Origin of the sequence: Pantoea sp. 1.19 (genome assembly GCF_001922585.1) — a bacterium.
GTDB lineage: Bacteria > Pseudomonadota > Gammaproteobacteria > Enterobacterales > Enterobacteriaceae > 1-19.
On record NZ_MRBS01000024.1, the window covers coordinates 1 to 4,959 of the forward strand.

Annotated in this window: 4 protein-coding genes, 4 tRNA genes and 2 rRNA genes; 1 reads left to right on the top strand and 9 read right to left on the bottom strand. The window is 55.6% G+C overall.

All coding sequences use genetic code 11. The features are described 5' to 3' along the window. The 5 genes from BS626_RS17830 to BS626_RS17850 form a co-directional block, all read right to left on the bottom strand. A partial coding sequence (locus BS626_RS17830) for a GTP-binding protein (RefSeq protein ID WP_075183688.1) occupies window positions 1-355 on the bottom strand: 355 nt, incomplete at its 3' end. A gap of 109 nt (window positions 356-464) precedes the next feature. Then, window positions 465-540 (bottom strand) — tRNA-Thr (locus BS626_RS17835). A 5-nt stretch (window positions 541-545) separates the two neighbouring features. Continuing rightward, window positions 546-620: transfer RNA gene (locus BS626_RS17840), tRNA-Gly, on the bottom strand. A gap of 90 nt (window positions 621-710) precedes the next feature. Then, window positions 711-795, bottom strand: a tRNA-Tyr gene (locus tag BS626_RS17845). 10 nt (window positions 796-805) lie between these two features. Then, window positions 806-881, bottom strand: a tRNA-Thr gene (locus BS626_RS17850). A 399-nt stretch (window positions 882-1,280) separates the two neighbouring features. Here BS626_RS17850 and coaA point away from each other — a divergent pair. Continuing rightward, the gene (gene coaA, locus BS626_RS17855; RefSeq protein WP_075183689.1) at window positions 1,281-2,231 is read left to right on the top strand and encodes a type I pantothenate kinase; all 951 of its coding nucleotides are present in this window, start codon (window positions 1,281-1,283) and stop codon (window positions 2,229-2,231) included. Between the two features lie 48 nt (window positions 2,232-2,279). Here the strand turns inward: coaA and birA are convergent, their stop codons facing one another. From birA to BS626_RS17875, 4 genes are all read right to left on the bottom strand, one after another. Continuing rightward, the gene (gene birA, locus BS626_RS17860) at window positions 2,280-3,254 is read right to left on the bottom strand and encodes a bifunctional biotin--[acetyl-CoA-carboxylase] ligase/biotin operon repressor BirA (RefSeq protein WP_075183690.1); all 975 of its coding nucleotides are present in this window, start codon (window positions 3,252-3,254) and stop codon (window positions 2,280-2,282) included. Continuing rightward, window positions 3,251-4,288, bottom strand: a complete 1,038-nt coding sequence (gene murB / locus BS626_RS17865) for a UDP-N-acetylmuramate dehydrogenase (protein ID WP_075183691.1) — start codon at window positions 4,286-4,288, stop codon at window positions 3,251-3,253. The genes birA and murB overlap by 4 nt, the downstream gene beginning before the upstream one ends. A gap of 198 nt (window positions 4,289-4,486) precedes the next feature. After that, a 5S ribosomal RNA gene (gene rrf / locus BS626_RS17870) occupies window positions 4,487-4,602 on the bottom strand. Window positions 4,603-4,697: 95 nt separating this feature from the next. Further along, a 23S ribosomal RNA gene (locus BS626_RS17875) occupies window positions 4,698-4,959 on the bottom strand; the annotation flags it as partial.

Genomic DNA, 4,959 nt, shown 5'->3' on the forward strand with positions numbered 1-4,959 from the left:
GCTCACGGGTCTGCGGCATCGGGCCGTCAGTCGCGGCAACCACCAGGATTGCACCGTCCATCTGCGCCGCACCGGTGATCATGTTTTTCACATAGTCGGCGTGGCCCGGGCAGTCAACGTGCGCGTAGTGGCGAGTCGGGGTTTCGTACTCAACGTGAGAGGTGTTGATGGTGATACCACGAGCCTTCTCTTCCGGCGCGTTATCGATCTGGTCAAACGCACGCGCAGCACCGCCGTAGGTTTTAGCCAGTACGGTAGTGATAGCAGCGGTCAGAGTGGTTTTACCGTGGTCAACGTGACCGATGGTACCCACGTTTACGTGCGGTTTATTACGTTGAAATTGCTCTTTAGCCATCGCTAGTCCCTCTAAGACACGGATATATCGGAGATATCGTCACATCAACCAGGCCAATGCCTGACTGTTTAATTTTTACAGAGAGAGAATCAGGAGGAAGATAAAGAAGTGGTGCTGATACCCAGAGTCGAACTGGGGACCTCACCCTTACCAAGGGTGCGCTCTACCAACTGAGCCATATCAGCACATCTGGAGCGGGCAGCGGGAATCGAACCCGCATCATCAGCTTGGAAGGCTGAGGTAATAGCCATTATACGATGCCCGCCGCCTGGAACTCGGCTACCTGCTCTTTCTGTAGCTTAGGTCGATAAGAACAGTTCTTATCTGGCTTCCAACCCTGATTGCAGGGTGGAAATGGTGGTGGGAGAAGGATTCGAACCTTCGAAGTCTGTGACGGCAGATTTACAGTCTGCTCCCTTTGGCCGCTCGGGAATCCCACCGGGTACTTGATGGTGCCGGCTACCGGAATCGAACTGGTGACCTACTGATTACAAGTCAGTTGCTCTACCAACTGAGCTAAGCCGGCATCAAGTGACGCGCATTCTAGGAAGAGCGGCGTCGTGATGCAACAAAAAAATGAGTTTTCTTGTTCTTACGCTCACTATTTGTGCAATGCAGTGTGATTCAGGCCTGTTTTGAAGAAATTATCAGCGCTTTCACGCGTCTGGCGCGTGGCTAGCCCTCTCCGTGACACGCGGTCATCAGATGTTTTTTCGTCAGTCACTTCTACGGCGACCGGCTGACTTTTTTTCAGTTTGCAGTCTCGCTAGCGAAAGCACACGCCAGCACACATTTTTCCTTCTTTTTGGCGCCTGACTGGTGATACCCTCCTGCCCATTGATTTTGAACGTTTCACCCGCGTCTCTCCTCCCTTGCCGATGTGCGATGCGGTTAAATGAACGGAAGTTGCAGGCAGAAGCCGCTTATGAATAAGAAAGATGCCTTACTGACGACGCCCTACTTGCAATTCGATCGCACCCAGTGGGCGGCGCTGCGCGACTCCGTCCCGATGACGCTGACTGAAGAAGAGATAGTCCAGCTAAAAGGGATTAATGAGGACCTGTCGCTGGAAGAAGTGGCAGAAATCTATCTCCCCCTCTCGCGCCTGCTGAACTTTTATATCAGCTCAAATCTGCGCCGTCAGGCGGTACTGGAGCAGTTCCTCGGTACCGATAACCAAAAAATTCCCTATATTATCAGTATTGCCGGCAGCGTAGCCGTCGGCAAAAGTACCACCGCACGCGTGCTACAGGCGTTATTGAGCCGCTGGCCCGAACACCGCCGCGTCGAGCTGATCACCACCGATGGCTTCTTACACCCCAATGCGGTGTTGAAAGAGCGCGGACTGATGAAGAAAAAAGGCTTTCCGCTATCGTATGATATGCGCCGGCTGGTAAAATTTGTCTCGGATCTAAAATCGGGCGCCCGCCAGGTTACTGCTCCGGTTTACTCTCATTTGGTCTATGACGTGATTCCGGAAGGGGATAAGGTCGTCCATCAGCCCGATATTCTGATTTTAGAAGGTCTGAACGTCCTGCAAAGTGGGATGGATTATCCACACGATCCGCATCACGTCTTTGTCTCAGATTTCGTCGATTTTTCCATTTACGTTGATGCGCCAGAGACGCTACTGGAAAGCTGGTATATCAATCGCTTCCTGAAGTTCCGTGAGGGCGCTTTTACCGATCCTGACTCCTACTTCCACCACTATGCGCAACTGTCGAAAGAGGAAGCGGTCAGTATTGCTACCGGCTTGTGGAAAGAGATCAACGGCATGAACCTGAAAGAAAACATTCTGCCGACGCGCGAGAGGGCCAGCCTGATAATGACCAAAGGCGCTGACCACGCCGTAGAAAGTGTCAGGCTGCGAAAATAGTCGGTCTGACAGAGGGAGCCGGAGGCCCCCTCTGTGCGTCTGTGGCAGTCAGGAAGACGCTGGATGCCGCGGGCGCAGTGAGATCTCCCCACCTACCCAGGCTTTAACTTCGCCCTCCTGCTCGAGCAGCAGCCCGCCCTGACTATCGATACCGCGGGCGATCCCCGGGATTTCACGGTCACCAATCAACAACTTCACCGGACGATGGATAAAGTTATCCAGTGCCGCCCAGCGAGGAATAAACGGCGTCAGCCCTTCGCGCTCAAATTCACGCAGGCTGGTACGCAGCTGATTGATCAATCGCGCGGCCAGCGCATTACGATCGATAGTCATGCCGGCTTCCTGAAGATTAATCCATCCCTGATTGACGACCTGAGCGTCCGGCGATCGCATCGCAAGATTAATGCCTGCACCCAGAACAACGTGAGCCGCATCTCCGGTTTTTCCCGTCAGTTCGACCAGAATGCCCGCCAGTTTGCGATCGTTAAGGTATAGATCGTTTGGCCACTTCACCCGCACGCCATCGGCACCCAGGCTTTGCAACACCTCCGCCATGACAATACCGATCACCAGACTCAGTCCCATTGCGGCGGCCGGTCCCTGGTCTAAACGCCAGTACATAGAGAGGTACAGATTGGCACCAAACGGTGAAAACCACTGACGCCCTCGCCGGCCACGCCCCGCCTGCTGATACTCTGCCACACAGGCATCGCCCGGCTGCAGCTGCGGCATGTTGTCCAGCAGATACTGGTTAGTTGAATCGATTACCGGTATAACGGCAACCCCCCCCTCTTCCAGTCCGGCCTCAATGTCTGCGGCGTTTAACAGCTGAATCGGACCGGACAAACTGTAGCCTTTTCCGGTCACGGTGAAGACGTCCAGGCCCCACTCTTTCAGCGTTTGCATATGCTTGTTTATCGCTGCCCGACTCATGCCCAGCCGTTCGCCCAGCTGCTCTCCGGAGTGAAACTCCCCATCGGCTAATAGCGTGACCAGCTTTAGCGGCACAGAATTATCTTTCATGCTATGGCCCTTATTGCATCCGTTTCACCGTCAGCATCAATGAAGCGCACTTCCGGCTCCAGCCAGATATCAAATTGCGTACCTACATGCTGGCGCACCGCATGTGCCAGCGCGACCACATCCCCTCCGCTCGCCTGTCCGGCGTTCACCAGCACCAGCGCCTGCTGATGATGCACCATTGCGCCACCCCGCTGTAAGCCTTTTAATCCGCACTGGTCAATCAGCCATCCCGCCGCCAGCTTAACCTGGCCATCCGCCTGCGGGTAATGCGGCATGTGCGGAAAACGTGCCAGCAGACTGGCGGCGGCATCAGCCGCAATCACCGGATTCTTAAAGAAGCTGCCAGCATTACCGGTCACCGCCGGATCCGGTAACTTACAGCGTCGCATGTGGCACACGGCGTCATACACCATCCTGGGCGTCACGGTCGCGGGATCCAGCCGCGCCAGATCGCCATAGGACAGCACCGGTTGCCACTGCTTTGCCAACCGCAGGCCAACGGCAATAATGGCAAACTCATCGCGGTACTGATGCTTGAATACGCTGTCCCGATAGCCAAACTGGCATTCATCAACCGTTAGACGTTGCTCACGACCGCTCGGCAGATGCACAATATCGACGTACTCACACACTTTTTTCAGCTCTACGCCGTAAGCGCCGATATTTTGAATCGGCGCTGAACCGACGCAACCGGGGATCAAGGCCAGGTTCTCCAGCCCGGGGTAGCCCTGGTCAAGCGTGTAGTCGACCAGCCGGTGCCAGTTTTCACCGGCGCCAACATGCAACAGCCATGCTCCAGCCGTTTCGGTCACCGCGATACCGCTAATCCGGTTGATCAGCACCTGGCCATTAAAATCCTTGAGGAACAGCACATTGCTTCCCTCGCCCAGCAGGAGCACCGGTTCATTTACGGCGCGGCTCTGCTGCCAGCAATCGCATAGCGTCGCGGCATCGTGAACGATGCGAATATTTTTGGCCCGGGCATCGAGCTGAAAAGTATTCCAGGTTTTCAGGGAGGTGTGTGGGCAGGACATGTCGACGCCTTTACTGTGTAAACTGCCGCACAGTTTACCCGATCCCACCGGGGAAGGTTGAAGCTTTTGTCGCGATCGACGCGCCGCGCGGGGCGCCTGAACGCAAAAAAMCCCGACCGTCGGGCCGGGGCGCCCGCCKCAAACCGCGCGCAAAACAAAAGGCCCGGTCTTTCGACCGGGCCTTTCGCCTGATTTGATGCCTGGCAGTTCCCTACTCTCGCATGGGGAGGCCCCACACTACCATCGGCGCTACGGCGTTTCACTTCTGAGTTCGGCATGGGGTCAGGTGGGACCACCGCGCTACAGCCGCCAGGCAAATTCTGTTGTCCGCGCCGCCATCCGGCCGCACGGCTTCAATCCGTTATGAACTGRGCTGAAAATCGTCTCTCAAGAACGCCTCTGGCGTTGTAAGGTTAAGCCTCACGGGTCATTAGTACCGGTTAGCTCAACGCATCGCTGCGCTTACACACCCGGCCTATCAACGTCGTCGTCTTCAACGTCCCTTCAGGACTCTCAAGGAGTCAGGGAGAACTCATCTTGGGGCAAGTTTCGTGCTTAGATGCTTTCAGCACTTATCTCTTCCGCACTTAGCTACCGGGCAGTGCCATTGGCATGACAACCCGAACACCAGCGGTGCGTTCACTCCGGTCCTCTCGTACTAGGAGCAACCC

Bases quoted from the DNA above. Each gene is read 5' to 3' on its own strand.
- coaA (WP_075183689.1), top strand. From the start codon at position 1,281: ATGAATAAGAAAGATGCCTTACTGACGACGCCCTACTTGCAATTCGAT.
- murB (WP_075183691.1), bottom strand. From the start codon at position 4,288: ATGTCCTGCCCACACACCTCCCTGAAAACCTGGAATACTTTTCAGCTC.
- birA (WP_075183690.1), bottom strand. From the start codon at position 3,254: ATGAAAGATAATTCTGTGCCGCTAAAGCTGGTCACGCTATTAGCCGAT.